At 71.5% G+C, this 25,902-nt stretch carries 25 protein-coding genes and 2 riboswitches; of the genes, 10 read left to right on the top strand and 15 right to left on the bottom strand.

Annotated elements, in window-relative coordinates; all coding sequences use genetic code 11:
- Positions 1–3: 3 nt before the first annotated feature.
- The 6 genes from CG736_RS10930 to CG736_RS10905 form a co-directional block, all read right to left on the bottom strand.
- Positions 4–1,158, bottom strand: a complete 1,155-nt coding sequence (locus CG736_RS10930) for a hypothetical protein (RefSeq protein ID WP_100585965.1) — start codon at positions 1,156–1,158, stop codon at positions 4–6.
- Between the two features lie 125 nt (positions 1,159–1,283).
- Complete coding sequence (locus tag CG736_RS10925; protein ID WP_100585964.1) at positions 1,284–2,336, bottom strand: NlpC/P60 family protein; 1,053 nt, start codon at positions 2,334–2,336, stop codon at positions 1,284–1,286.
- Positions 2,337–2,547: 211 nt separating this feature from the next.
- Positions 2,548–3,615: a C40 family peptidase gene (locus CG736_RS10920; protein ID WP_100586030.1), complete on the bottom strand. Its 1,068-nt coding sequence runs from the start codon at positions 3,613–3,615 to the stop codon at positions 2,548–2,550.
- 10 nt (positions 3,616–3,625) lie between these two features.
- Positions 3,626–3,781: riboswitch (cyclic di-AMP (ydaO/yuaA leader) on the bottom strand.
- Between the two features lie 362 nt (positions 3,782–4,143).
- Positions 4,144–5,178, bottom strand: a complete 1,035-nt coding sequence (locus CG736_RS10915) for a C40 family peptidase (RefSeq protein WP_100585963.1) — start codon at positions 5,176–5,178, stop codon at positions 4,144–4,146.
- Between the two features lie 193 nt (positions 5,179–5,371).
- A complete protein-coding gene (locus CG736_RS10910; protein ID WP_100585962.1) occupies positions 5,372–6,805 on the bottom strand; it encodes an NYN domain-containing protein in 1,434 nt (477 codons plus the stop codon).
- 175 nt (positions 6,806–6,980) lie between these two features.
- Entirely contained in the window at positions 6,981–7,247 is a 267-nt protein-coding gene (locus CG736_RS10905; protein ID WP_043913527.1) for a hypothetical protein, read from the bottom strand.
- A gap of 149 nt (positions 7,248–7,396) precedes the next feature.
- Between CG736_RS10905 and CG736_RS10900 the strand changes: the two genes are divergently transcribed.
- Positions 7,397–8,203, top strand: a complete 807-nt coding sequence (locus CG736_RS10900) for a rhomboid family intramembrane serine protease (RefSeq protein ID WP_232733916.1) — start codon at positions 7,397–7,399, stop codon at positions 8,201–8,203.
- Positions 8,200–8,481: an Lrp/AsnC ligand binding domain-containing protein gene (locus CG736_RS10895; RefSeq protein WP_043913528.1), complete on the top strand. Its 282-nt coding sequence runs from the start codon at positions 8,200–8,202 to the stop codon at positions 8,479–8,481. The genes CG736_RS10900 and CG736_RS10895 overlap by 4 nt, the downstream gene beginning before the upstream one ends.
- A gap of 4 nt (positions 8,482–8,485) precedes the next feature.
- Here CG736_RS10895 and CG736_RS10890 read toward each other — a convergent pair whose 3' ends face one another.
- The 3 genes from CG736_RS10890 to CG736_RS10880 all read right to left on the bottom strand — a co-directional run bounded on the left by CG736_RS10890 (position 8,486) and on the right by CG736_RS10880 (position 11,812).
- Entirely contained in the window at positions 8,486–9,847 is a 1,362-nt protein-coding gene (locus CG736_RS10890) for an aminotransferase class V-fold PLP-dependent enzyme (RefSeq protein WP_100585960.1), read from the bottom strand.
- A gap of 47 nt (positions 9,848–9,894) precedes the next feature.
- Positions 9,895–10,012, bottom strand: a riboswitch (SAM riboswitch).
- Between the two features lie 175 nt (positions 10,013–10,187).
- Positions 10,188–11,258, bottom strand: a complete 1,071-nt coding sequence (gene trpD / locus CG736_RS10885; protein WP_100585959.1) for an anthranilate phosphoribosyltransferase — start codon at positions 11,256–11,258, stop codon at positions 10,188–10,190.
- A gap of 128 nt (positions 11,259–11,386) precedes the next feature.
- A complete protein-coding gene (locus CG736_RS10880) occupies positions 11,387–11,812 on the bottom strand; it encodes a response regulator transcription factor (protein WP_043913531.1) in 426 nt (141 codons plus the stop codon).
- Between the two features lie 325 nt (positions 11,813–12,137).
- On the opposite strand from CG736_RS10880, the gene CG736_RS10875 reads away from it, so the two are divergent.
- From CG736_RS10875 to CG736_RS10855, 5 genes are all read left to right on the top strand, one after another.
- Entirely contained in the window at positions 12,138–12,758 is a 621-nt protein-coding gene (locus tag CG736_RS10875) for a heme-copper oxidase subunit III (protein WP_043913532.1), read from the top strand.
- A gap of 92 nt (positions 12,759–12,850) precedes the next feature.
- Positions 12,851–13,672 carry a c-type cytochrome gene (locus CG736_RS10870; RefSeq protein ID WP_043913533.1) on the top strand — a complete coding sequence of 274 codons (822 nt, stop codon included), beginning with the start codon at positions 12,851–12,853 and terminating at the stop codon, positions 13,670–13,672.
- Between the two features lie 8 nt (positions 13,673–13,680).
- A complete protein-coding gene (locus tag CG736_RS10865) occupies positions 13,681–14,736 on the top strand; it encodes a ubiquinol-cytochrome c reductase iron-sulfur subunit (protein ID WP_232733915.1) in 1,056 nt (351 codons plus the stop codon).
- A complete protein-coding gene (locus tag CG736_RS10860) occupies positions 14,733–16,394 on the top strand; it encodes a cytochrome bc complex cytochrome b subunit (protein WP_100585957.1) in 1,662 nt (553 codons plus the stop codon). Before CG736_RS10865 ends, CG736_RS10860 begins: the two co-directional genes overlap by 4 nt.
- A gap of 102 nt (positions 16,395–16,496) precedes the next feature.
- Positions 16,497–16,862, top strand: coding sequence for a GntR family transcriptional regulator (locus CG736_RS10855; protein WP_043913536.1), 366 nt, complete (start codon positions 16,497–16,499; stop codon positions 16,860–16,862).
- 70 nt (positions 16,863–16,932) lie between these two features.
- Here CG736_RS10855 and CG736_RS10850 read toward each other — a convergent pair whose 3' ends face one another.
- From CG736_RS10850 to coxB, 4 genes are all read right to left on the bottom strand, one after another.
- On the bottom strand, positions 16,933–18,198 hold the full coding sequence (locus CG736_RS10850; protein ID WP_232733914.1) for an Ig-like domain-containing protein: 1,266 nt from the start codon (positions 18,196–18,198) through the stop codon (positions 16,933–16,935).
- Between the two features lie 171 nt (positions 18,199–18,369).
- A complete protein-coding gene (locus CG736_RS10845) occupies positions 18,370–18,786 on the bottom strand; it encodes a cytochrome c oxidase subunit 4 (RefSeq protein WP_043913540.1) in 417 nt (138 codons plus the stop codon).
- Entirely contained in the window at positions 18,783–20,558 is a 1,776-nt protein-coding gene (ctaD, locus tag CG736_RS10840) for a cytochrome c oxidase subunit I (RefSeq protein ID WP_100585956.1), read from the bottom strand. Before ctaD ends, CG736_RS10845 begins: the two co-directional genes overlap by 4 nt.
- Positions 20,555–21,412 carry a cytochrome c oxidase subunit II gene (gene coxB, locus CG736_RS10835; protein WP_043913543.1) on the bottom strand — a complete coding sequence of 286 codons (858 nt, stop codon included), beginning with the start codon at positions 21,410–21,412 and terminating at the stop codon, positions 20,555–20,557. The genes ctaD and coxB overlap by 4 nt, the downstream gene beginning before the upstream one ends.
- Positions 21,413–21,765: 353 nt before the next feature.
- Here coxB and CG736_RS10830 point away from each other — a divergent pair, with 353 nt between their 5' ends.
- The gene (locus CG736_RS10830) at positions 21,766–23,154 is read left to right on the top strand and encodes a cysteine desulfurase/sulfurtransferase TusA family protein (RefSeq protein WP_100585955.1); all 1,389 of its coding nucleotides are present in this window, start codon (positions 21,766–21,768) and stop codon (positions 23,152–23,154) included.
- A 24-nt stretch (positions 23,155–23,178) separates the two neighbouring features.
- Here the strand turns inward: CG736_RS10830 and CG736_RS10825 are convergent, their stop codons facing one another.
- On the bottom strand, positions 23,179–24,150 hold the full coding sequence (locus tag CG736_RS10825; protein WP_100585954.1) for a carbohydrate kinase family protein: 972 nt from the start codon (positions 24,148–24,150) through the stop codon (positions 23,179–23,181).
- 203 nt (positions 24,151–24,353) lie between these two features.
- Here CG736_RS10825 and CG736_RS10820 point away from each other — a divergent pair, with 203 nt between their 5' ends.
- Together CG736_RS10820 and CG736_RS10815 are read left to right on the top strand one after the other, a co-directional pair.
- Positions 24,354–24,569, top strand: a complete 216-nt coding sequence (locus tag CG736_RS10820) for a hypothetical protein (RefSeq protein ID WP_100585953.1) — start codon at positions 24,354–24,356, stop codon at positions 24,567–24,569.
- Positions 24,570–24,655: 86 nt separating this feature from the next.
- Positions 24,656–25,276 (top strand): hypothetical protein, encoded by a 621-nt coding sequence (locus CG736_RS10815; protein ID WP_100585952.1) that lies wholly within the window; start codon positions 24,656–24,658, stop codon positions 25,274–25,276.
- A 69-nt stretch (positions 25,277–25,345) separates the two neighbouring features.
- Here CG736_RS10815 and erpA read toward each other — a convergent pair whose 3' ends face one another.
- Positions 25,346–25,699 carry an iron-sulfur cluster insertion protein ErpA gene (gene erpA, locus CG736_RS10810; protein ID WP_043913549.1) on the bottom strand — a complete coding sequence of 118 codons (354 nt, stop codon included), beginning with the start codon at positions 25,697–25,699 and terminating at the stop codon, positions 25,346–25,348.
- Between the last annotated feature and the right edge of the window lie 203 nt (positions 25,700–25,902).

Raw genomic sequence — 25,902 nt, 5'->3', positions numbered from 1 at the left:
AGCTCAGGACCGCAGGGTGGCCACCTCGGCCTCCCAGCTCTTGGTGAACTCGGCGACGCCGAGGCCGAGTTCGGACCGGAAGGCACGCTCCAGACCGCCGCTGCCGTTCTGCCCGACGGCCCGGTAGAGCGCCACCAGCCGCTGCGGCCCGTACCGGCGGGCGATCAGGTCGCAGGCCAGCCAGGACTGCTCGTAGGCCTGGGCGATGCCGGCCGAACCGGCGGTGAAGGCGTCGTCGGTGGGCAGCCCGGCGGGCATCCGTCCGGCCCGGACGTCCCGGGCGAGTTCGGGGGCGATCTGCCGGACGGTCCGCCCGGTGCCCTGGTAGCCGGTGTAGTCGGCGACGCCCTCGGACAGCCACAGCGGGGTCCACGACCTGGTGTCGGCCCGGGTCGCGACGTGGGTGGCCTCGTGGGTCACCACCACCCGCCGGCCGAGCTCGCTGAGCTGCCGGTACGCCTCGGGGTTGACCACGATTCGGTCGGCGGGGGTGTGCGTCGGCGCGCCGCCGACCGCCAGGGTGACCGCCGCTATCCCCTGGTAGGCGTCCGCCGAGACGTCCATCCGACGGGCGAACTGCTGGACGGTGAGCGGCAGTTCGAGCAGCAGCCGGCCGGGCTTCCAGGCGCCCCAGACGGCCTCGACAGTGGGCATCGCGCGGTCGGCGAGGGCGGCCAGGTCGGCCAGTTCGGCGCCCTCGCCGAGGCCCAGCACCAGGCTGTGCTGCCCGGTCGCGGTCCGGACGGCGCCCAGGTCCCAGGGCGCCACCGCGCCGGTCGGCACCTCCCTGAGCACCCGCCAGCCGGCCGGCTCCCGCCGGAGTTCGACCTGCCGTTCCAGCAGCGCCGGGTAGTCGTCCACGCCGGCGATCCGGTAGCCGAGTTCGGCGCCGACGGTCAGCCGGTCGGCGCCGGGCGCGGGTTCGGCGAACGTGGTCAGCCGCAGCGTGTACTCGGTGAAGCGGATCGCCGCGGTGCGGGTGAGCACGTCCCGGTCGGCCTCCTCGGCGCCCACCGCCGTCGGCAGCCCGCCGGGGTCGCGCCGCAGGATCGCGCTCGCCCGCCGCGCCAGCACCTGCGTGACGGCCTCCCGGACCCCGGACGGCGCGCCCGGCGCGGGCGGGGCGGCGGCCGGCGCGACGGGCCCGGCCGGGAGCACCCGGGGCAGCGACAGCTGGGCGGCGCACCCGGCGGCGACCAGCAGCGCGGCCCGCCGGGACAGCGAGGCCCCGGCCTGTCGCGGGGCTTCCGGCGGCAGGTCGGTGACCAGGGGCTCGTGCTGGTTCAGACCCGCACCACCGAGTTGACCGGCATCGCGCTGACGCTCTCGTAGCGGACCCGGGCGCCGGGGTGGGGCGCGTGCACGACGACCCCGCCGCCGGCGTACATGCCGACGTGGTGCCTGTCCTTGAAGAAGATCACCAGGTCTCCGGGCCGGGCTTCGGCGAGGCTCACCCGCCGACCGGCCGAGGCCTGTCCCTGCGAGGTCCGCGGCAGGGTCACTCCGGCCTGCCGCCACGCCCAGTACATCAGACCGGAGCAGTCGAACGTGGTCGGGCCGGTGGATCCGTACACGTACGGGGAGCCGATCTTCGAGACGGCGGCGTTCAGCGCGGCCGCGGCGCGGTCGGACGCGGGGGGCAGGTCGCCGAGGTCGAGCCGGTCGGTGCCGCGGGTGGCGCGGTCCTGGGCGTCCCGGGCGTCGTCGTCGGCCAGCCGGACCCGCTCGGCGGCGCTGAGGCCGCCCAGCAGCCGCTGCGCCCGGGCGAGCCGGCTGTGGACCTCGTCCTTGGCGGCGGCCAGGCGCTGCCGGGCCTGTTCCAGTTCGTCGAGCTTGGCGGTGGCCTCCTGGCGCCGCTGGTCCAGTCGGCGCTGCCGTTCGTGCAGCTCGCGCAGGGTCTCGTTCTGCCGCTCGGTGGCCTGGCCGAGGGCGCGGGCGCCGGCCAGGTAGGACGCCGGGTCCTGGTCGAGCATCAGCCGCAGGGTGGGGTCGAGGCCCTGGGTGCGGTACTGGGCGGCGACCACCGCCCCGAGGTCGCCGCGCAGCCGGTTGAGGTCGTCCTGCCCGGCCGCGACCTGGCTCTGCAGGGCGCCGGCCTCGCGCTGCAGCCTCCGCTGCTGCTCCTGGGCCGCGTTGTACTTCTCGTTCGCCTGCTCGGCCTCCTCGTACAGCTGGTCGACCTGCGCCTTGACGTCGGCGCGGTCGGGCGGGTCGGTCGGCGCGGCGCCGGCCGGGGCGACGCCGAGGTGGAGGACGCCGGTCGCGGCGGCGGTGAGCGCCAGGGCGCGGGCGAGGCGCTGGACACCGGGCAGTGGGGGGCGACGGTGCACGGACACGTGCGACGACTCCGTTCCTGCGGCCGGCCTCCGCCGCCGCCCGCCGGTCGGGCGGCCGTCCGCACGGGGGGCCGGGCCAGAGGTTAGCGAGTCGGAAGGATCCAGTCCAAACCCTGACAACCTCGAATATTCGACCGCGAATCGGACACCGGAACGAGTGCGGCCCGGCACCCCCTGTGCGGGGTGCCGGGCCGGGCGCTCGAAGGAGCCGTCAGATCCGGACGATCTTGGTGATCGGCATCACGGTGGCGGACTCGTAGCGGACCTGCGCGCCGGTGTGCGGGGCGTGCACGATCTGCCCGTTGCCGACGTACATGCCGACGTGGTGCTGGTCGCCGTAGTAGATGATCAGGTCACCCGGTCGGGCGTTGGCGATGTTGGTGCCGATGTTGGTGCCGGCGCCCGCCTGGGCCTGCGAGGTGCGCGGGATCGACACACCCGCTTGGGCGTACGCCCACTGCATCAGACCGGAGCAGTCGAAGGTGCTCGGGCCGGCCGCGCCGTAGGAGTACCAGCTGCCCAGCTTGGACAGCGCGGCGCTCATCGCGGCGCCCGCGTAGCCGGCCGGGGCCTGCACCGGGGCGGCGAGGCCGGTCCGGGCGGTGTCGCGGGAGGCCCGCTCGGCCTGGCTGCGGGAGGCGTCGGCGGCCTTGGCCTCGGCCGCGGCGAGCTCGTCGCGCTCCTTCTGGGTGAGCGTGTTGAGCAGGTCCTGCGCCTTGGCCAGCTTGGCCTGGACGTCCTCCTTGTCGGCCTGGAGGGCCTTCGTGGTGGTGTCCAGCTCGGCGAGCTTCTGCTCGGCCTCCTTGCGCTGCCCGTCCAGCTTGGCCTGCTCGGCCTTGAAGCTCTTCAGCAGGTCCGCCTGGGTGGCGCCGACCGTGTTGAGCGTGCCGGCCTGCCCGAGGAAGGCGTCCGGGCTGCTGGAGAGCATCAGCTGCATGGTCTGCGAGATGCCGCCGTTGCGGTACTGCTCGGCGGCGATGTTGGCCAGGCTGTCCTGAACGGTGGTCACCTGGTCCTGCTGGCGGGCCAGCTGGTCCTGCAACTGGGTGACCTGCTTCTGCAGGTTCTGCTGCTTCTCGACGGAGGCGTTGAGCGCCTCGGTCTTCACCTCGGCCTGCTCGTTGAGCTGGTCGACCTGCTGCTTGACCTGGTCCTTGGTGGGCGCCGGGTCGGCGTGCGCGCCGGTCTGCGCGGAGAGCGCGACGGCGGTGGCGGCAGCGGCAGTGAGAATCGAGACCCGGGCACGGCCGACGGGCTTGGGACGGCGATGGGACGCCACGAAGGCGGACTCCTTCTTCCTCACACCGCCTACCGGGTGAGCTGACGGGTTCGGGCCGGAAGAGATGCCCTACAGCGCTTCACCGACCGCTGTCGCGGCCGGCCCGGCGCCGATTCACCCCGGGGGAACGTGGTTCCCCGGCTCCGTTCGACAGCACCCCCGCAGGGGTATCCCCGTCGGCGGACCTCGTTCTGACGATCCGCCCGCTGCGTCACGGACTCGGCGGCGACCCCCACCGTCGCCCCCCTTGGGCGATCGACTCTGCGGCGGTCGAACCAAGACCCTAGTAACCGATCCGTGATCGGTTCAAATCCTTGTCCGAAAAAAATCTGAATCTGAGTCAATTTCGATTACGGAAATGACCGAACGTAAGGGATTCGTTGCACAGTGCGCAGCATTTCCCTTCGTTCCATCGAAAAACACAACGCCCGGACGTGTTCGAGATCACAGTGGAATCTCGACCCGTCCGGGCGTGTCACGGCGCGTCAGTTGTCGCCCTCTGGGGCGTATGTCCGGATTGTCGGACCGTCAGACCCGGCGGATGGTGAGGATCGGCAGGGTGTCCGCGGCCATCAGCTTCACCACGTCGCCGGTGCGCGGCGCGTGCACCACCATGCCGTTGCCGACGTACATGCCCACGTGGTGCGCGTCGTTGTAGTAGACCACCAGGTCACCGGGCTGCGCGTTGTGCCAGTCCTTGCCCACGTTGGTGCCCACGCCGGCCTGCGACTGCGAGGTGCGCGGCAGCGAGACGCCGGCCTGCGCGTACGCCCACACCATCAGGCCGGAGCAGTCGAAGGTGCTCGAGCCGGTCGCGCCCCACACGTAGGCCGAGCCGCGCTTGTCGAGCGCCCGCTGCACCGCGACGCCGGCGTAGCCGGCGGCCTTCGGCAGGCTGCCCAGGTCGACCCGGTCGGCGCCGCGCGAGGCTGCGCCGCCGCCGCGCAGGATCGCGGCCCGGTCGGTGGCGGAGAGCTGGCTGAGCAGCTTCTGCGCCTCCTGGAGCTTGCTCTGCACGTCGTTCTTGGCGTCGTTGAGCGCCTGGGTGGAGCTGTCCAGCTCGGCCAGGACGGTCGCCGCCTCCTGCTTCTGCTGGTCCAGCCGGCGCTGCTGGTCCTCCAGCGACTTCAGCGTGGCGGCCTGGGTGCTGGCCGCCTGGTCGAAGGAGGACGCCTGGTCCAGGTACTTGTCCGGGTCGGAGGAGAGCATCAGCTGCATCGACGGGTCGATGCCCGCGTGCCGGTACTGGTCGCCGGCCACCGCCGCCAGCCCGGAGGCCAGCTCGGTCAGCTGCTCCTGGCCGCGGGCCACCTGGTCCTGCAGCTGGTCGGCCTGCTTGCGCAGCTGGTCGGCCTTCTCCTTGGCGCCGTTGTACTTCTCGGCGGCCTGCTCCTGCTCCTCCAGCAGCTTGTCGACCTGCGCCTTGACCTCGTCCTTGTTCGGCTGGGCCGGCGCGGCGTGCGCACTCACCTGGGCCGACAGGGCGACCGCGGTCGCGGCGGCAGCGGTCAGCACGGTCACCCGGGCGCGACTCGGCTGCTTGGGACGGCGGTGGGAGGCCACGGCGGTGCTCCTTCTTCCTGCTGGACTCACCCGATCAGGCGATAGTCCGGAATATAGGTTTGACGCCAGACCCTAGTGAAGTCCCTACCCCCGCGTCCACTCCCGGGGGGCTCCCGAATCGGCTTCTCCGCCCCCTTTCACGACACCGACACACTCCGGACGCTTCAACGCCGCTGACCGCCCGTCAACTCGATCAGCTGCGCGACAGCCGGTTCAGCAGCAGCACCGAGGCCACCGGGCGGGCGCCGGCCTTGCGCACCCCGTCCGCGACCTCCTTGTCGGCGGAGACCACCACCACCGGTCGGCCCTGCGGCTCGGCCCGCACCATGCGGCGGATCAGCTCGTCCGCGGTCTCCCCGGTCCGGCTGAACCGGACCCGCACACCGCGCGGCGGAGCCATGATCACCGGCACGTCCAGGTCCTGGCCGTCGAACACGCAGGTCACCTCGGCCTGGGTCCGCTGGGCCAGCATCGCCAGGCCGCCCAGCAGCCTCAGCCGCTGCTGCTCCAGCGGCAGTTGCGGATAGCCGGTCTTGGTCACGTTGTAGCCGTCCACCACCAGGTGGACCTGCGGGATGGCCAGCAGTTGGTCCAGCAGCGCCGGATCGTCCTCGGCCAGGCCGCGCCGGGCCACGTCGTGCGGCGAGGCCGAGCCGGGCTCCACCGCCTCCACCAGGTCGGCCGGGCGCAGCGCCGTCACCGGCAGTGCCAACTCCCGCTGCAGGCCCTGCGCGGACTGCAGCACGGTGTCCAGCAGCAGCCGCAGCCGCATGTCCTCGACGCTGCGGCCCTCCCGGGCGGTGCGCCGCCCGGTCTCCACCGCGGACTCCAGCTCGGACACCCGGTGCCGCAGCCGGCGGGCCTCCACCTCGGCGGCGCCGCGCTCGGCCGCGGCGGCGGCCCGGGCGGCCTCCAGCTCGGCGGCCAGGCGGCGGCTCTCGGCCTGTGCCCGGCGGGTGTCGGCCTCCAGCGAGCGGACCTTCTTGCGCAGCGAGTCGGCCTCCCGGCGCACCCCCTCGGACTCGGCGCGGTGCCGGTCCAGCTCGGCGCGGGCGGCGGCGCGGGCCTCGGCGAGCTCCTCCTGGAGCTTCTCGACCGTCCGGGCGGCCTCCGCGGCGACGCCCTCGGCGTCCACCCGCTCGGCCTGCTCGCCGGCCTCCTCGACCAGCCGGGCCCAGCCGGTGGGCCGCACCAGGTAGGCGGCGGCCGCCACGTCCATCGGGTCGGCGGCGGCCGGCACGGTGCCCGCCTCCAGCGCGCGCACCAGGTCGGGCTGACCGAGCCGCAGCCGCTCGGCTATCCGCACCCGGAACGCCGGGTCGGACTCCAGCGCGGCGGCCAGCGCGGTCGCCGCGTACTTGGCCCGCCGGGCGGCGGTGAACTTCGCGTAGGGGCGCAGCGCGGCGGGCAGCTCGCCGGGCGCGATGCCGCCGAGCGCGTCGGACGCGATGCCCACCACCCGGCGCCGCACGCCCTCGGGCAGCGCCCGACCGGCCGTCTCGCCGTTGCCGTCCTCGGCGCCCGGTGCGGTCTCGGCGGCCTCGACGGGCCCAGCGTCCTGGGTCTGTCGGACCGGAGCGGGCGCGGTCCCGTCCGTGCCCGTGGGCGCGTTCGCTGCCTCCGCCACTGTTCTCGGCTCCGATCCTGGTCCGGGCGGGCCCCGGCGGGTGCCGGGGGCGTTGGTGTCCGCCGCTGCTTGCAATTGTCCCGTCTACCGTGCCGCACCGACAGCACCCCGCCGACGAGTCCGCCCCGCGCCCCCGTCCGGGGCGCGGACGGGAACGCGGGGCGGTGGAAGTGCGTCAGCCCTGCGCGGGGCCGCCCTCCGCGGACTCCTCGGCGCCCGGGCGGGCCACCAGCTCGACCTGGTCCACGGCGTTGCACCAGCGGCAGCGCACCGACTCGACGGTCTCGGAGAGCACCTGGGTCTCCTCGACCTTGGAGTCGCCGGCGAGGTCGAAGTGCACGAAATCGATCACCCGGGAGGACCGGGTGACGTCGAAGCGCGTGAGGTTGCCGCACAGCGTGCAGCGCCAGCGGGTCTCGGCGGTCGGCGCGGCAATGGTCATCAGTGGTCCCTCTCGGCTGGTCCCGGTTCCGGGCCTCCAGCCTATTGCCTGTGCCGCGGCGGCCGGGTCACCGGTCCACCGCCCGGACGCTCACCCGTCCGGAGCAGCGCCCGGTGTCGCGGACGCGCCCCCGAGGAATGCTCACCGGCATGGTGCTCACCACCCCCGCCCGGGCCGGTTCGCCGACGACCGGGCGGACCGCCCGCACCCCGGTCGTCTGCTACCTGCTGATCGCGCTCTCCGCGCTGGTCCTGCTGGCCGGCCCGGCCGGCGGTCTGAACCCGGCGTACGGCAGCGGCCCCGCCCGGGCCTGCGCCGAGCAGCGCTACGAGCACCGCTGGGGCGCGGTGCCCGCCGAACTGCTCGGCGGCCGTCCCCTGACGGCGGACCGGCTGTCCTCGCTCACCCCTGCGACGCCGGGCTGCACGCTGCCGCCGACCCCCTCGAAGATCCCCGAACTCTCCGTGCTCACCTCGCTGTTCGTCCACGCGGGGTGGCTGCACCTGGTCGGCAACCTGCTGTTCCTGTTCGTCTTCGGCCCGGCCGTGGAGGCCCGGCTGGGCCGGATCCGGTTCCTGACCGGCTACCTGGCGATCGGCTACCTGGCCACCTACGGCTACGCGGTGGCCGAGGCGCACACCGCGGACGGGATGCGCGCCCTGGTCGGCGCGTCCGGCGCGATCGCCGGGGTGCTGGGCGCGTACCTGCGGCTGTGGCCGCGAGCGCGGGTGACGGTGCTGGTGCCGGTCCTGCTGTTCCTGCCGCTGCGGTTCCCGGCCTGGCTGGTGCTCGGCCTGTGGTTCGCGCTCCAGTGGTGGTCCGTCAGTTCCGGCGGCAGCGGAGTGGCCTATCTGGTGCACGTGATCGGCTTCGTGACGGGCTGGCTGTTCGCCTGGGCCGCCCGTCCGGCGGGCGATACCCTGGGCGCACCTTCTCGAACAGGAGTTGCTCAGTGATCACCGCGATCGTCCTCATCAACACCAGCGTCGACCGGATCCCCGAGATCGCCGAGGCGATCGCGGCCATCGAGGGCGTCAGCGAGGTCTACTCCGTCACCGGCACCTACGACCTGGTCGCCATGGTCCGGGTGCGCAACCACGAGGACCTGGCCGAGGTGATCCCCGGCCGCCTCAACAAGGTCCCGGGCGTCTCCAACACCGAGACCCACATCGCCTTCCGCACCTACTCGCAGCACGACCTGGAGGCCGCGTTCTCGCTCGGCCTGGACGAGTAGCCGCTCAGCGCTGCCTGGTGTCCGCGACGCAGCGGCCGCCCTCGCTGCGGTAGCTCCACCGCGCCCCGTCGGTGACCAGGTCCCGAACGGCCGTCAGGAACCGGTCCAGGTGCTCGACGGGGGTGCCGGCGCCGAAGCTCACCCGGATCGCGTTCAGGCTGCGCTCCCCCGGCAGCGACGGCTCGGGCGCCCCGCACTCGCCCGGCGCCGCGTCCTCCCCGCCGAGCAGCGTCCGCACCAGCGGGTGCGCGCAGAACAGCCCGTCCCGCACGCCGATGCCGTACTCGGCGGACAGCGCGGCCGAGAAGTGCGAGCTGTTCCAGCCGCGCACCACGAACGACACCACGCCGACCCGGTCCGCGTCCTCGCCGAACAGGCTCAGCACCCGCACCTCGGGGATCGCCGCCAGCCCCTCCGTCAACTTCGCGACCAGCGCCCGCTCCCGGGCCTCCAGCGCGTCGAAGCCGGCCTCGGTGAGCGCCCGGCAGGCCGAGGCGATCGCGTACGCGCCGATCACGTTCGGCGAACCGGCCTCGTGCCGGGCCGGGCCGGTGTGCCACTCCACCGCCACCGAGCCGTCCAGCTCCCGGGCCACCGTCCGGCTCGCCCCGCCGCCGGCCAGGTACGGCTCCGCCGCGTCCAGCCAGTCCGCCCGGCCGGCCAGCACGCCGGCGCCGAACGGCGCGTACAGCTTGTGCCCGGAGAACGCGATCCAGTCGACGTCCAACTCCCGCACCGACACCCGGTGGTGGGGCGCCAGCTGGGCCGCGTCCAGCACCACCCGGGCGCCGTACCGGTGCGCGACCGCAGTCAGCTCCTTCACCGGCCACAGCTCACCGGTGACGTTCGACGCCCCGGTCACGCAGAACAGCTTCGGCCCCTCGGCCGCCCCCAGCAGCGCCTCCTCCAGCGCGGCCACCGCCTCACCGTGCGAACGCGGCGCCCGCAGGTAACGCACCGTCAGGCCCTCGCGCCGCCACGGCAGCAGCGAGGCGTGGTGCTCGGTCTCGAACGCGAACACCTCGGTCCCGACCGGCACCGCCCCGGCCAGCAGGTTCAGCGAATCGGTGGTCGCCCGGGTGAACACCACCTGGTCGCCGTCCCGCAGCTCCAGGAACTCCGCGACGGTCCGTCGGCTCTGCTCGAACAGGTCCGTCGACAGCTGCGACAGGTACCCGGCCCCCCGGTGCACGGACCCGTAGTACGGCGCGTACGCCGCCACGTCCTCCCACACCCGGGCCAGCGCCGGCGCACTCGCCGCGTAGTCCAGCGCCGCGTACCCGACCTTCTCGCCGGACGCCAACGGCACCTCGACCTCCTGGCCCAGGACGGCCAGCGGCTCACAGATTTCGGCGATCACGGACATGGATGCACTCCTCCACGGGGTAAGGACCCCGGGGTGCATCGACCGGAAGTCCGCGCTTGCCGTGCGGACGGATCGCCGCGCAGCCCGGTCCTCACCCAGGGCACCCCGCCACGGACGGAGGGTTGCCGGACAGCAAGCTGGGGCTTGTCGCTGCCACTCATGACCTGCGAAAGACCTTACACGAGAGCCCCTCGCGCTCAACCCCCGTCCGCCACCTGGACACACTCCTGAAACCTCGTCACCCGCGCCCCCGCCCCGCCTGGGGCGCAGACAGCCGCCCACCAACGGCAAGGTCCGCCCGGGGAGGAGCAACTCCCCTCCCCGGGCGGACCCTTGAAGCTCACTGGGTCGCGTCGGCCCACCGCTTCAGCAGCTCCCCCGCCGCCCCGGAATCGATCGCCGCCGCCGTCCGCACCATCGCCGCCGCGAGCTGCTCGCCCAGCGGCGCGTCCGTCAGCTCCAGCGCCACCAGCGCGGCGGCGCTGTTGAGCAGCACCGCGTCCCGCACCGCCCCGCGCTCCCCGTTGAGCACCCGCCGGGCGACCGCCGCGTTGAACTCCGCGTCGGCGCCGCGCAGCGCCTCGATCCCGACCAGCTCGATGCCGACGTCCCGCGGGTCGAACCGGGTCTCCGTCACCCGGCCGTCCCGGATCACCCAGACGTGGGACGTGGTGGTGATCGTCAGCTCGTCGAGTCCGTCGTCACCCCGGAACACCAGTCCCTGTCCGCCGCGCCGGGCGAGCACGCCGGCGATCAGTCCGGCCAGCCGGGTGTCGAAGCAGCCGACCGCGTGGGCGCCGACCCGGGCCGGGTTGGTGAGCGGGCCGAGGATGTTGAAGACCGTCGGGACGGCGAGTTCGGCGCGGGCCTGCGCCGTGTGCCGCATCGAAGGGTGGAACTTGGCGGCGAAGCAGAAGGTCAGTCCGACCTCCTCGGCCACCGCCGCGACCCGGGCGGCGGACAGGTCGAGGTTGATGCCGAGCCGGCCGAGCACGTCCGAGGAGCCGGACGCGGAGGAGGAGGCCCGGTTGCCGTGCTTGACCACCTTCGCACCGGCCGCCGCGGCGACCACCGCCGACATGGTGGAGATGTTGACGGTCTTGGCCCGGTCGCCGCCGGTGCCGACGATGTCGACGGCCGGGCCGGGGATGTCCAGCGGCACGGCGTGCCCGTACATCGCCTCGACCAGGCCGGAGATCTCCTCGACCGTCTCGCCCTTGCCGCGCAGCGCGATCAGGAAGCCGGCCACCTGCACGGGGCTGGCCTCGCCGCTCATGATCCGGTCCATCGCCCAGGCGGTGTCGGCCTGGGCGAGGTCCTCGCCGCGCATCAGGGCCATCAGGAGGTCGGGCCAGGTGCGGACCACCTGCGCGGGGTCGCTACCGCCGTTCGCAGAGTGCACGTTCACCATGGCCGTCTCCAGCTCTCGTCTTGTCGCAGAGGAATTGGAGTCAGCCTATCGAGCGGGCGGGGACGGCCGCCCCGAGTTGCCGTCCCCTTCTCTCCAGGTGAGACGGACCGGTCCGCGGACCGGACCGGTCAGCGTGCGACCGGCGCCCGCCGGGCCACCCGGGCCCGCAGCAGCGTGGTCGCGGCGTCGACCAGCGCGACCGGGTCGACGGGGTGCGAGATCGCCGCGTCGGCCCGGCTCCAGGCGGCCAGCCAGGAGTCCTGCGGGCGGCCGATCAGCACCAGCACCGGCGGGCAGCCGTAGATCTCGTCCTTCAGCTGCCGGGTGAGGCCGAGGCCGCCGGCGGGCACCGCCTCGCCGTCCAGCACGCACAGGTCGACGCCGCCCTTCTCCAGGGCGCGCAGCACCGCGGGGGCGGTGGCGCACTCCAGGTACTCCAGCGCGGGAACGTCCCCGGCGGGGCGCCGGCCGAGGGCGAGGGTCACCTGCTCACGGGTGTTGCGGTCGTCGCTGTAGACGAGAACGGTGAGCGTCTCGTCGGTGTGCTGCGCCATGTCCCCTGCTTCCTGGTGCTCGTCCTCTTATATGTGTCCACTGTGTCCGTGCGGGCCGCGACCGCGCGCGGACCCCGACCGAACGGCCCAGTGTGACCCGGACCACGTTCTGGGACGGATGCTACTCCGGTGGGCCCGTCCTGAAGAGACCCCGACGCGATCTCGCTCAAGCCGCCGCGCCACGGGCTCACTCCCCCGGCCCAGTTCCCTCACCCGGTCCGAACAACCGTCAGAAAACGGACGGACCGCGAGGCGGGCATACCTCACGCACCGGACACTCCGAGGGAGACCCCCCGGCGTGAAGACGGAATAAGGGACCGACATAATGTCCGTCGTGGCGACAGCAACAGCAACAGAAACCGGACACGCGCACGGAGCGGTCAACAGGCCGAACCTGGTCAGCGTGGGAACCATTGTCTGGCTGAGCTCGGAGCTGATGTTCTTCGCGGCCCTGTTCGCGATGTACTTCACCCTCCGCTCGGTCAAGGGCGCCGAGTTCTGGCACGAGAAGGCCCATGCCCTCAACGTGCCCTTCTCCTCGGTCAACACCACGATCCTGGTGCTCTCCTCGCTCACCTGCCAGCTCGGCGTGTTCGCCGCCGAGCGCGGTGACGTGAAGAAGCTGCGTTCCTGGTTCGTGGTCACCTTCGTGATGGGCGCCATCTTCATCGGCGGCCAGATCTTCGAGTACACCGACCTGGTCAAGAAGGACGGCCTCTCGCTGTCCTCCGACCCGTACGGCACGGTGTTCTACCTGACCACCGGCTTCCACGGACTCCACGTGACGGGTGGTCTGATCGCCTTCCTGCTGGTCCTCGGCCGGACCTACGCGGCGCGGCGCTTCACCCACGAGCAGGCCACCGCGGCGATCGTGGTGTCGTACTACTGGCACTTCGTCGACGTTGTGTGGATCGGCCTGTTCGCGACCATCTACCTGATCAAGTAACAGCCGCCCCGCCCCTGACCCGGCGTCATCGCGACGCGTGTGGAGTCGGGGGCAGGCTGCTGCCGACCAGATCCTGACACCGGGGTTATTCCGTGAAAAAGCTCTCCGCACGACGGCGCCACCCACTGGCGGCGGTCGTCGTTCTACTTCTCGCCCTGGCGGCCACCGGGGGGCTGTACGCCGCTTTCGCGCCCGCCTCGAAGGCGCAGGCCGACAGCTCCTCGCAGTCGCTCGCCATCGACGAGGGCAAGAAGCTCTTCGCCGTCGGCTGCTCCTCCTGCCACGGCCTGAACGGCCAGGGCACTTCTGACGGTCCGTCGCTGGTCGGCGTCGGCTCTGCTGCTGTCGACTTCCAGGTCGGCACCGGCCGCATGCCGGCCCAGCAGCCGGGCGCGCAGGTCCCGCGCAAGAAGGCCGTCTACAACCAGTCCGAGATCGACCAGCTGGCCGCGTACGTGGCCTCGCTCGGCCCCGGCCCGGTCACTCCGAACCCGGACCAGTACCAGCCGTCCGAGGACAAGGTCACCAACGCCGAGCAGGTCGCCAAGGGTGGCGAGCTGTTCCGCACCAACTGCGCCCAGTGCCACAACTTCGCCGGCAAGGGCGGCGCGCTGACCGACGGCAAGTACGCCCCCTCCCTGGAGGGCGTGGACTCCAAGCACATCTACGAGGCCATGCAGACCGGCCCGCAGAACATGCCGTCGTTCCCCGACACCACCATGCCGGAGGAGCAGAAGCGCGCGATCATCGCGTACGTCCAGAACACCAACGACGCGCCGAACCCCGGTGGTCTGGCCCTGGGCAGCCTCGGCCCCTTCACCGAGGGCCTGTTCAGCTGGATCTTCGGTATCGGCACGCTGATCGTGATCGCGATCTGGGTCGCCGCCCACACCACCAAGGCCAAGAAGTCATGAGCCACGACATGTCAGAGAACCTGCCGGAGGCGCACGAAGCCTCCCACGGCGCTGAGGTCGTCACCCACGACGACCCGTTCGCCGACCCGGGCCTGCCGGCCCACGAGCCGCGTCGGACCGACATCGACGAGCGGGCCGCCAAGCGGGCCGAGCGCCAGGTGTCGCTGATGTTCGTGCTGTCGATGCTGGCGACCGTCGGCTTCATCGCGTCCTACGCCGCGATCGACGCCGACAAGCTGGTCTACATCTTCCCGCTGGGCAAGGTCAGCGCCCTCAACTTCGCCCTGGGCATGACCCTCGGCGTGGCGCTGTTCTGCATCGGCGCGGGCGCGGTCCACTGGGCCCGCACCCTGATGTCGGACCACGAGCTGCCGGCCGACCGTCACCCGATCGAGGCCTCCGACGAGGTCCGCAACGACGTCATCGAGCAGTTCAAGACCGGTGCCGCGGAGTCCGGCTTCGGCCGTCGCAAGATGATCCGCAACACCCTCATCGGTTCGATGGCCCTGGTGCCGCTGTCCGGTGTGGTGCTGCTGCGCGACCTCGGCCCGCTGCCGGAGAAGAAGCTCCTGCACACCGGTTGGGACGAGGCCACCCAGGCCAAGCCGATCCAGCTGGTCAACATGAACACCGACCAGCCGATGAAGCCCGAGGACATCATCCAGGGCTCGCTGACCTTCGCCAAGCCGCACGGCCTGGAGGAGTCGGACGAGGACTTCCAGCAGCGCATCGCCAAGGACGCCCTGATGCTGGTCCGGATCGCGCCGGAGGACATCAAGGACGCCCAGTCCCGCGACATGGGCTTCGAGGGCATCCTGGCCTACTCGAAGATCTGCACCCACGTCGGCTGCCCGATCTCGCTGTACGAGCAGCAGACCCACCACGCGCTCTGCCCCTGCCACCAGTCGACCTTCGACCTGGCGGACGGCGCTCGCGTCATCTTCGGCCCGGCCGGCCACCCGCTGCCCCAGCTGAAGATCACCACCGATGAGCAGGGCTTCCTGGTCGCCACCGGCGACTTCGACGAGCCCGTCGGCCCGAGTTACTGGGAGCGCAAGCGATGAGCACCGCGAGCGGCACCACCACTGGTGCCTCCAAGCCGGCCAGCACGCGCGCCAAGCCCGCCAACAAGGCCGAGGCGACCGCGGACTGGGTCGACGGCCGGCTGGGGATCTACTCCCTGGCCAAGGCCAACCTGCGCAAGATCTTCCCGGACCACTGGTCCTTCATGCTCGGTGAGATCTGCCTCTACAGCTTCATCATCATCATCCTCACGGGTGTCTACCTGACGATGTTCTTCAAGCCGAGCATGGCGGAGACCGTTTACCACGGTTCCTACCTGCCGCTGAACGGCATCCGGATGTCGGAGGCGTACGCCTCGACGGTGGACATCAGCTTCGAGATCCGCGGCGGTCTGCTGATCCGCCAGATCCACCACTGGGCCGCGCTGGTCTTCGTCGCCGCGATGTTCGTGCACATGATGCGCGTCTTCTTCACCGGCGCGTTCCGCAAGCCCCGTGAGATCAACTGGCTGTTCGGCTTCCTGCTGCTCTGCCTGGGCTTCTTCGACGGCTTCTTCGGCTACTCGCTGCCGGACGACCTGCTGTCGGGCACCGGCATCCGCTTCATGGAGGGCGCGATCCTGGCGGTGCCGATCGTCGGCACCTACATCCAGATGTTCCTGTTCGGCGGCGAGTTCCCGGGCACGGACATCATCCCGCGCTTCTTCACCATCCACGTGCTGCTCATCCCGGGCATCATGCTGGGCCTGCTGGTCGCGCACCTGATCCTGGTCTTCTACCACAAGCACACCCAGTGGGCGGGCCCGGGCAAGACCGAGAAGAACGTCGTCGGCATGCCGCTGATGCCGGTCTACATGGCCAAGGCCGGTGGCTTCTTCTTCCTGGTGTTCGGCATCATCGCGGCGATGTCCGCGATCGCCACCATCAACCCGGTGTGGGCGTACGGCCCGTACCGTCCGGACCAGGTGTCGACCGACGCCCAGCCCGACTGGTACATGGGCTTCGCCGAAGGCCTGATCCGCTTCATGCCGGGCTGGGAGATCTCCGTCTGGGGCGGCCACACCCTGAACCTGGGCGTGTTCATCCCGCTGATGCTCTTCCCGCTGGTCCTGGTCGCGATCGCGGTCTACCCGTTCATCGAGTCCTGGGTCACCGGCGACAAGCGCGAGCACCACATCCTGGACCGCCCGCGCAACGCCCCGGTCCGTACCGCGCTCGGCGCGGCCTGGATCTCGCTGTACCTGGTCCTGCTGGTCGGCGGTGGCAACGACCTGTTCGCCACTCACCTGCACATGTCGATCAACACGATCACCTACATGGTCCGGGTCGGCTTCTTCGTGGTGCCGGTCATCACCTTCTTCGTCGCCAAGCGCTGGTGCCTCGGCCTGCAGCGCCGCGACAAGGACAAGGTGCTGCACGGCCGCGAGTCGGGCATCATCAAGCGCCTGCCGCACGGTGAGTTCGTCGAGGTCCACACCCCGCTGTCGCAGACGGACCTGCACACCCTCACCGCGCACGAGCAGCCCCAGCCGCTGGAGCTGCCCGCCGAGACCGACGAGAACGGCGTGGCCCGCAAGGCCGGCGTGGTCACCAAGACCCGTACGAAGCTCTCCGAGGGCTTCTACGGCGAGGGCAACCAGATCGCCAAGCCCACCTCCGAGGAGTACCTGGAGATCACCAGCGGCCACGGCCACCACTGATCCCTAGCTGTCACGCCACGTCAGAACCCCCATCGGCTCCGGCCGGTGGGGGTTCTGGCATATTTCTCCGGCACCGGCCCGACGCCCTGTTATCTTGGCCGGGTGCACGTGGCGATCGACCCCCTCTCCTCCACGCCGCCCTACGAGCAGGTGCGCTCGCAGATCGCGGCCCAGGCCCGTACGGGTGAACTCCCGACCGGCCTGAAGCTCCCCACCGTCCGCGCGCTGGCCGAGCAGCTCGGCCTGGCCGCCAACACCGTGGCCCGCGCCTACCGCGAGCTGGAGGCGGACGGCGTGGTCGAGACCCGCGGCCGGGCCGGCACCTCCATCGCCCCCACCGGGGACACCTCGCACCGCCTGGCGGCCGACGCCGCCGCCGAGTACGTCGCCCGCACCGCCCGCCTCGGCCTCGGCCGCGACGAGGCGCTGGCCGCCGTCCTGACGGCGCTGGACGCCGCCCACCGCTGACGCGGACGGCGAGGTCCGCCCGGCGGGAGCGCTGGCTCCTGCCGGGCGGACCTCGCCGCCGTCGGTGCCGCTACCGGCCCGCGGCCGTCCCGTCCGGCGCCGGGTGGTTCACGGCGGTCTCCGGCGCGGCCGTGTTCACCGGCTTGCCGAGGGCGCTGTGCTTCACGTAGTCGTCCCAGTCGACGTTCCAGTCGCCGAAGCCGTTGCCGAACGGCTCCATCTCGTGACCCTTGCTGTTGACCACCTGCACGAGGTCGCCGACCCGGGTGTTGTCGAAGAACCACTTCGCGTCGTCGGTGCTCATGCCGGTGCAGCCGTGGCTGACGTTCTCCCGGCCCTGCGCCCAGGTCGACCAGGGCGCCGCGTGGACGTACTCGCCGCTCCAGGTGACCCGGGTCGCCCACTTCACGTCCAGGTCGTAGGACTCGCTGCTGCCGTCGGGTATGCCGATGGTCTCGCCGCTCATCCGGACGGAGGACTCCTGGCCGAGCACGACCTTGACGCCGTTGCGGGTGTCGAAGCCCGGCTTGCCGGTGGTGACCGGGATGGTCCTGACCACCTCGCCGTTGCGCTTGTAGGTCAGCTCGTCGCTGTCGGCGTCGATCACCGCCTCGACCCGGTCGCCGGTCCGCAGCGCCAGGGTCTTCTCGTCGCCGCCGTACACGCCCTCGGCGACCCGGACGCCGGGCAGGTCGTAGGCGAGCTTCACGGTGGCGTTGGCCGGCCAGTAGTCCTCCGGCCGGAAGTGCAGGTTCTGGTCGTCGACCCAGTACCAGGCGCCGGTCACGGCGGGCTGCGAGGTGACGGTCAGGCCGCTCTCTATCCGCTTGCGGGCCGCCGGGTCGGTGACCTTCTCGGACAGCGTCACGGTGAGCGGCTGGCCGACGCCGTAGACGCCGCTGCCGGAGCTGTCGGGGCCGAGGTCGGCGCCTATCACGTGCGGGGCGGCCCCGGTGGTGAAGGTGGAGTCGGCCTCGCCGTGGCCGCCCCTGCCGTCCTCGGCGGTGACCTTGACGGTGTATCCGGCGCCGGCCCGGAGCGGGTCGGTGGTCTGCCAGTGCTGCTGGTCGGCGGCGAGCTGTCCGGCGACGGGCTTTCCGTCGGGGCCGGTGACGGTGACCTCGCCGAGCTTGGCGGTGCCGTCCGCGGTGACGCTGAACGCCTTCGTGGGGTCGGCCTTCGCCCCGGCCGCCGAGGTGTGGATCAGCGGCGCCACGTCGACCTGGTGGGGCGAGTTCTTTCCGGACGGGCCGCTGGTGGAACATGCCGCAGCCGGTGTGATCACCAGCAGGGCGGCCAGCGTGGTCCGGGTATTGACTATCCGAGAGCCCTTCAACGGAACCTCCCAGGGGTTGGAACCTGCCTCGAAGCGTAGGAAGGCGTCACCCCGGAGGCACTCCGGGTAACCCGCGCGGGGGAACTTCGGAGCGGTACCCCGACGACGAAGGGCCGGGCACCCCCCGAGGGGAGTACCCGGCCCGCCGTACGGCTCGCGCGATCCGGAACCCTACTGGTTCTGGTTCTCGCCGCGGTAGAACTCGAAGACCCAGCCGTACAGACCGATCAGCAGGACCGGAATCGACCAGAACAGCAGCCACCAGCCGAAGATGACGCCCAGGAAGGCCAGCGCGCCACCGACCGCCAGGGACAGCGGCTGCCAGCTGTGCGGGGCGAAGAAGCCCAGCTCGCCGGCGTCGTCCGAGACCTCGGCCTCGGGGTTGTCACCCGCACCGGTGTCCACCCGCTTGGCGGTGAACGCCAGGTAGAAGCCGATGAAGGCGCACAGGCCGAAGGCCAGGAACAGCGCGGTGGTGCCGGCGGCCTCCAGGCCGTGGTCCGACTTGGTGGTCCACACGAAGTACGTGATGGCGATGGCCAGCGTGAAGACGGCCAGACCCGCGAAGATCTTTCCCTGTTCCTTCATCGGGCGTCGCCCTCCTTGCCCTTGCCCAGGGAGCGGCCGTCGTACTGCGCGGGCGTGACACCCTCGAAGTGCTTCGCCATCTCACCGTGGTTCTCGAGGTAGTCCAGCGCGGCGATCTCCGGGTGGTGCAGGTCGAACGCCGGGGATTCCGAACGGACACGCGGCAGCGTGGTGAAGTTGTGCCGCGGCGGCGGGCAGGAGGTCGCCCACTCCAGCGAACGGCCGTAGCCCCACGGGTCGTCGACGGTGACCTTCTCGCCGTACTTGGCGGTCTTCCACACGTTGTAGAGGAACGGCAGCATCGACAGGCCCAGCAGGAACGAGCCGATGGTCGACACCGTGTTCAGCGTGGTGAAGCCGTCCGAGGCCAGGTAGTCGGCGTAGCGGCGGGGCATGCCCTCCGCGCCGAGCCAGTGCTGGACCAGGAAGGTGGTGTGGAAGCCGAAGAACAGCGTCCAGAAGGTGATCTTGCCGAGGCGCTCGTCCAGCATCTTGCCGGTCATCTTCGGCCACCAGAAGTGGAAGCCGGCGAACATCGCGAAGACGACGGTGCCGAACACCACGTAGTGGAAGTGCGCGACGACGAAGTACGAGTCCGAGACGTGGAAGTCGATCGGCGGGGAGGCGAGCAGGACGCCCGTCAGACCGCCGAACAGGAAGGTGACCAGGAAGCCGATCGTCCAGAGCATCGGGGTCTCGAAGCTCAGCGAGCCCTTCCACATGGTGCCGACCCAGTTGAAGAACTTCACACCGGTCGGGACCGCGATCAGGAAGGTCATGAACGAGAAGAACGGCAGCAGGACCTGGCCGGTCACGTACATGTGGTGCGCCCACACCGTCACCGAGAGGCCGGCGATGGCGATGGTCGCGGCGATCAGGCCGGAGTAGCCGAACATCGGCTTGCGGCTGAACACCGGGATGATCTCCGAGACGATGCCGAAGAACGGCAGCGCGATGATGTACACCTCGGGGTGACCGAAGAACCAGAACAGGTGCTGCCACAGCATGGCGCCACCGTTGGCCGGGTCGAAGACGTGCGCTCCGAACTTGCGGTCCGCCTCCAGGGCGAACAGCGCGGCGGCCAGCACCGGGAAGGCCAGCAGGATCAGCACGGCGGTCAGCAGGACGTTCCAGCAGAAGATCGACATCCGGAACATCGTCATGCCGGGGGCGCGCATGCAGATGATGGTGGTGATGAAGTTGACCGCACCGAGGATGGTGCCGAAGCCGGAGAAGGCCAGGCCCATGATCCACATGTCGGCGCCGATGCCCGGCGAGCGGACCGCGTCCGACAGCGGCGAGTAGGCGAACCAACCGAAGTCGGCGGCGCCCTGCGGGGTGATGAAGCCCGCCACCGCGATGACCGAGCCGAACAGGTACAGCCAGAAGGCGAACATGTTCAGACGCGGGAACGCGACGTCGGGGGCGCCGATCTGGAGCGGCATGATCCAGTTGGCGAAGCCCGAGAACAGCGGGGTGGCGAACATCAGCAGCATGATCGTGCCATGCATGGTGAACGCCTGGTTGAACTGCTCGTTCGACAGGATCTGCGTACCCGGCCGGGCGAGCTCGGCGCGCATGACCAGGGCGAGCACGCCACCGATCAGGAAGAACGCAAACGAGGTCGCCAGGTACAGGGTGCCGATCGTCTTGTGGTCAGTGGTGGTGAGCCACTTGATGATCGCGTTGCCCGGCTTGCGCACGCGCGGGGTCCCGGAGGTGACGGCCCCGGCTGCCCCACCGGCCGCGGCGGGCTCGTTGAGGATGGTCACTTCTCTTCACTACTTCCCGTGGGGAGGATGCCTGCGGGAACCGCGCCGGCCTGGCCCTTGTCGCGAAGTTCCTTCAGGTGCGCCTCGTACTCGTCGTGCGAGACGACCTTCACGTTGAAGAGCATCCGCGAGTGGTCGACGCCGCAGAGCTCGGCGCACTTGCCACGGAAGGTGCCGTACGCGGTCGGGGTCACCTCGAACTCGTTGACCACACCGGGCACGACGTCCATCTTCATCATGAAGTTGACGGGCCAGAAGTCGTGGATGACGTCGTTCGAGGTCAGCTTGAACTTCACCGACTCGTTGATCGGCAGGTAGAGGGTCGGAGCCTCCTTGGTGCTGCCGACCTCGTACGCCGCCGTGGTGCTCGACGGGTCGGGGATCTCGCTGTTCTCGTAGTTGAACGCCCAACTCCACTGGAAGCCCACCACGTTGATGGTGTGCTGGGGCTTCTCGGAGACCTTCGTCAGGGTGGCCTCGTCGCGAGCGACGAAGTAGAACAGCACCGAGACGATGACGAGGGGGACCGCGGTGTACAGCGCCTCGATGGGCACGTTGTACCGGGTCTGAGCGGGGACCTCCACCTTGGTGCGGCTGCGCCGGTGGAAGATCACGCTCCAGAGGATCAGACCCCACATCAATGCACCAACAACCAGAGCCGCGATCCACGAGCCCTGCCACATGTGAAGGACCAGAGGGCCTTCCTTGGTGACGGGACTGGGGAGGCCAAGCCTGGGCAGGTCGTTGGCCGAGCAGCCGGTGGCGGTCGCGATGACGAGGCCCAGTGCCAGCGCCTGAGGCAGCTTCCGCCGCATCGTGCGCCGCGGCGAGCGGTCGGAGCCGTTGGGACTCACGTAGCGCCTTCCCGAAGTCTCGCCCGCGAACGCACCACCATGGAGAGTCCGTTGTCTGGTCTCTCCGGCGGTCCGGCCACGGGCACGGTTTGAATGCTTATGCGGGCCAAACGCTACTCCATCCTTATGCGGCACTCACGGGCAGCCCCCGCTAACGCGCCGCCCGGCTACCCGATCAGCCCCCGAGGGGTGAAGCACCTCGTAGGAGGGGACGGAGTCGCAGGTCATGGCGGACTTCCGAGCCTCCCACGACCGAACGGGCGACCGCACTACGACACGCGGGTGACGGGCCGTCGGCTCCCCCGGAGGCCGGGAGGAATCCCCCCGTAAGGGGCGTCGTCTACCGTGGCCCCGTGCCCTACTTCGACGCCGCATCCACCGCTCCGCCGCACCCCGTCGCCCGGCAGGCGCTGCTCGCCGCCCTCGACGAGGGCTGGGCCGACCCGGCCAGGCTGCACCGATCCGGCCGGCAGGCCCGGATGCTGCTCGACGCCGCCCGGGAGACCGTCGCCGAGGTCCTCGGCGCCCGGGCCGACGAGATCGCCTTCACCGCATCCGGCACCCAGGCCGTCCAGTTGGGCGTCCTCGGCGTCCTGCGCGGCAACCGCCGTCGCGGCGCCCACCTGCTGCACTCCGCCGTCGAGCACTCCGCCGTCCTGCACACCGCCGAACGCTGGGAGGCCGACGGCGGCAGCGCCACCGCCGTCCCGGTCGACCGTCACGGCCGGGTGGACGCCGCCGAGTTCGCCGCCGCGCTGCGCCCCGACACCGCGCTCGCCGTGCTGCAGTCCGCCAACCACGAGGTCGGCACCCTCCAGCCGGTCGCCGAGACCGCCGCGCTGACCGGGGACGTCCCGCTGCTGGTGGACGCCGCGCAGAGCGCCGGACGGCTCCCGGCGCCGAGCGGCTGGTCGGTGCTGACGGCCAGTGCGCACAAGTGGGGCGGCCCGGCCGGCGTCGGGGTGCTGGCGGTCCGCAAGGGCGTCCGGTACTCGTCGCCGCTGCCCGCCGACGACCGGGAGAACGGCCGGGTGCCCGGCTACGTCAACGTCCCCGCGGTCGTGGCCGCGGCCGCCTCGCTGCGCGCCGTCCGGGCCGAGGCCGAGGCCGAGAACGCCCGGCTGCACGCCCTGGTCGAACTGATCCGGCATCGGGTGCCGCAGCTGGTCCCCTCGGTGGAGGTGGTCGGCCACCCCGAGCTCCGGCTCCCCCACCTGGTCACCTTCTCCTGCCTGTACGTGGACGGCGAGGTGCTGCTCGGCGAACTCGACCGGGCCGGCTTCGCCGTCAACTCCGGCTCCTCCTGCACGTCCAGCACGCTGACGCCCAGCCACGTGCTGGCCGCGATGGGCGTCCTCACCGAGGGCAACGTCCGCGTCTCGCTCCCGCCGGGCACCGCCGCCGCGGACGTGGACCGCTTCCTCGACGTGCTCCCCCGGATCGTCGCCGATATCCGCGCCCCGCTCGGCCTCGACCTCCCCGCCCCCGCCGCCACCGCCGACGCCCTGGTCCTCGACACCCTCGGCAGGCGCTGCCCGGTCCCGGTCATCGAGCTCGCCAAGCGCATCCCCGAGGTCGCCCCCGGCGGCCGCGTCGCCGTCCTCTCCGACGACGAAGCGGCCCGCCACGACATCCCCGCCTGGTGCGAGATGTGCGGCCACACCTACGCGGGCGAGACCCCGGCCACGGACTACGGCGCGGACCACGGCACGGCGTACCTGGTGGTCAGGTCGGGGGCGTAGCGGCGGGCTCCGCCCCCGGCCGGACTACAGCTTGGTGCGGACCTCGGCCGCGGCGTCCGCCCCGTAGGCCGCCTCGAAGCGCTCCAGGAAGTGCCCGCTGCGCAGCTCGTACTCCTGGGTGCCGACGGTCTCGATGACCAGGGTGGCGATCATGCAGCCGACCTGGGCGGCGCGCTCCAGGCCGAGGCCCCAGGACAGACCCGCCAGGAAGCCGGCCCGGAAGCCGTCGCCGACGCCGGTGGGGTCGACCTTGCGCTCCTCCGCGGCGCAGCCGACCACGATGTCCGGCTCGCCCTGGCGCTGGATGCAGACGCCCTTCGGGCCGAGGGTGGTGACCCGGGTGCCGACGCGGCTCAGGATCTCGTCCGCGGACCAGCCGGTCTTGGACTCGATCAGCGCGGCCTCGTACTCGTTGGTGAACAGGTAGGCCGCGCCGTCGACGATCTCCCGGATGTCGTCGCCCTCCAGGCGGGCGAGCTGCTGGGAGGGGTCGGCGGCGAACGCGTAGCCGCGAGTGCGGCACTCCTGGGTGTGCCGCACCATCGCGGCGGGGTCGTCCGCGCTGATCAGGACCAGGTCGAGGCCGCCGACCCGGTCGGCGATCGGCTTCAGCTCGATGCTGCGGGCCTCGGCCATCGCGCCGGTGTAGAAGGACGCGATCTGGTTGTGGTCCTGGTCGGTGGTGCACATGAACCGGGCGGTGTGCCGGGTCTCGGAGATGTGCACGGACTCGGTGTCCACGCCGTGCCGGTCGAGCCAGCTGCGGTACTCGGCGAAGTCCGCGCCGGCCGCGCCGACCAGGACCGGGCGCAGGCCGAGCACGCCCATGCCGAAGGCGATGTTGCCGCCGACGCCGCCGCGGCGGATGTCGAGGGTGTCGACCAGGAACGACAGCGACACCGTGTGCAGCTGCTCGGGGACCAGTTGGTCCGAGAAGCGGCCGGGGAAGGTCGTCAGGTGGTCGGTGGCGATCGAGCCGGCGACGGCGATGCGCACGGAGTTCTCCTCGGGCGGCCCGGCGGGGGCCGGAGCAGCGGACATCAACCCACCTAAGGTACCCGCCCGATCCGGTACTACCGATGGGTAGGCCTGTCGCCGGGGCCGGGAGCGTCCTAGGGTCGCCAGTACGGGGGCCGGACGCGGCCCCCGTCCAGTCCGCGGCAGCGTGGCCGCGGCGCGGCGATCGGAGCTGGTACCGCATGGTGATCGATCACTCCCCCCGCCGACTGCCGGTCGGCCTGGACGACCCCGATGCGGAGTCGCTGGCGGACCTGCTGGACTCCTCGCGCAAGCTGGGCCGGTTCTGGCCGGCCACCGGGCCGGGCCCTTCGCGGTCGGTGCCGACGGTGCTGGGCGTCCGGGTGCCGATGGAGGCGCGCCGGGTGGTGGCGGGGATGCCGGAGTTCGGCGAGTAGCGGGAACCGGATTCCTCCCGAGCACGTCAAATCCGCGCGGTGCCGCTCCCGGCGGCACTGCGCGACCCTCGGGAGGAACGCAGATCATGGACGTCAGGACCGCAGCCGTCTCCGCCAAGCCCGCGCACCTGCGCCGGACCGCGCTGGCCCTCGCCGCCGTGTCCCTCGCTGGCGGCCTGTTGACCGCGTGCGGCAGTTCCGCCCCGACCGCGGCAGGCTCTCCGGGCTCGTCGAGCCCGTCCGCCGCCTCCGACGCGACGCCCGGCCCGGGCACCGCCGCCCCCGGATCGCCGACGGCCACCCCGTCCGGCGGGGCCGACACGGGCGCCCAGTCCTCGCCGACGCCCGGCGCCGGACAGCCGACCAGTCCGGGCATCGCGGTCGGCGAGCACCCGCCGACCGCGGTGAGGATCCCCGTGACGGGCTACCGGCAGGACAGCCCCACCCAGTTGACGGTGTTCTACGTCGCCGGGGTGTGCGACAAGTACGGGGTCCGGCTGGAGGAGGACGCCCCGCCCACCGTGAAGCTGCGGATCGTGATCACCAGGACCGCCACGCCGGGCCAGGCCTGTCCGCAGGTGATGAAGGAGCAGCAGGCGACGGTGACCCTGCCCCGCCCGATGAACGGCGGCGGCGTGGTGGACACCGCGACCGGCGACCAGGTGCCGCTGCAGACCGACGGGGTGGGCGTCGGCGGCCCGCGCTGACCCCGGAAAGCCCCGAGGGCGGCTCCCCGACCGGGGAGCCGCCCTCTTCGTTCGCGCCGTCCTGGAGGCTTAGCTGAACGAGTCGCCGCAGGCGCAGGAGCCGGTGGCGTTCGGGTTGTCGATGGTGAAGCCCTGCTTCTCGATGGTGTCGACGAAGTCGACGGTGGCGCCGCCCAGGTACGGGGCGCTCATCCGGTCGGTGACGACCTTGACACCGTTGAAGTCCTTGACGACGTCGCCGTCCAGCGAACGCTCGTCGAAGAACAGCTGGTAGCGCAGGCCCGAGCAGCCGCCGGGCTGCACGGCGACGCGCAGCGACAGGTCCTCGCGGCCCTCCTGCTCCAGCAGGCCCTTGACCTTGGCCGCAGCGGCATCGGTGAGGAGAATGCCACTCTCGACGGTGGTCTCGTCCTGGACGGTCATGCTTACTCCCGGTCTGTGACGACTGTGATCCGCCAGTGCCAACCAGCGGCCTCCCGGATTCATTTCCGGGAGGTGGTGCGTTCGGGGGACTTTTTTCGTCGCCCACTCCCCCACGCACCCCATGCTCGCACACCGGGCGCAGGCGGTCACCGCCCAGTTGGGCAAACCGCTACCGCCCGCACACCCGGGCACAGCAGGATGTG

This window comes from Kitasatospora sp. CB02891 (assembly GCF_002803145.1).
Lineage (GTDB): Bacteria > Actinomycetota > Actinomycetes > Streptomycetales > Streptomycetaceae > Kitasatospora > Kitasatospora griseola.
The sequence above is the reverse complement of the archived record's forward strand: the minus strand, read 5'-3'. Positions and strand labels throughout refer to the sequence as shown.